Below are 233 nucleotides of genomic sequence, written 5' to 3' on the forward strand. Positions count from 1 at the left end.
CTTTACGCCGGAGAAGAAGCGGTCGCTGCGGGCGTCTGCGCTCATCTGAATGATGAAGACACCATCACGAGCACACATCGCGGCCATGGGCACTGCATTGCAAAAGGGTGCGACTTGAAAGGCATGATGTCCGAGATATACGGAAAATCTGCAGGACTTTGTAAAGGAAAAGGCGGATCGATGCATATTGCAGACTTTGACAAAGGGATGCTAGGCGCAAACGGAATCGTCGG

At 52.4% G+C, this 233-nt stretch carries 1 protein-coding gene; it reads left to right on the top strand.

Annotated features, from left to right (window positions below; all coding sequences use genetic code 11):
- Window positions 1–233, top strand: a 233-nt coding sequence (locus CH339_RS26040; RefSeq protein WP_245408208.1) for a thiamine pyrophosphate-dependent enzyme, incomplete at both ends; no start/stop codon positions are given.

This window comes from Rhodobium orientis (assembly GCF_003258835.1).
Lineage (GTDB): Bacteria > Pseudomonadota > Alphaproteobacteria > Rhizobiales > Rhodobiaceae > Rhodobium > Rhodobium orientis.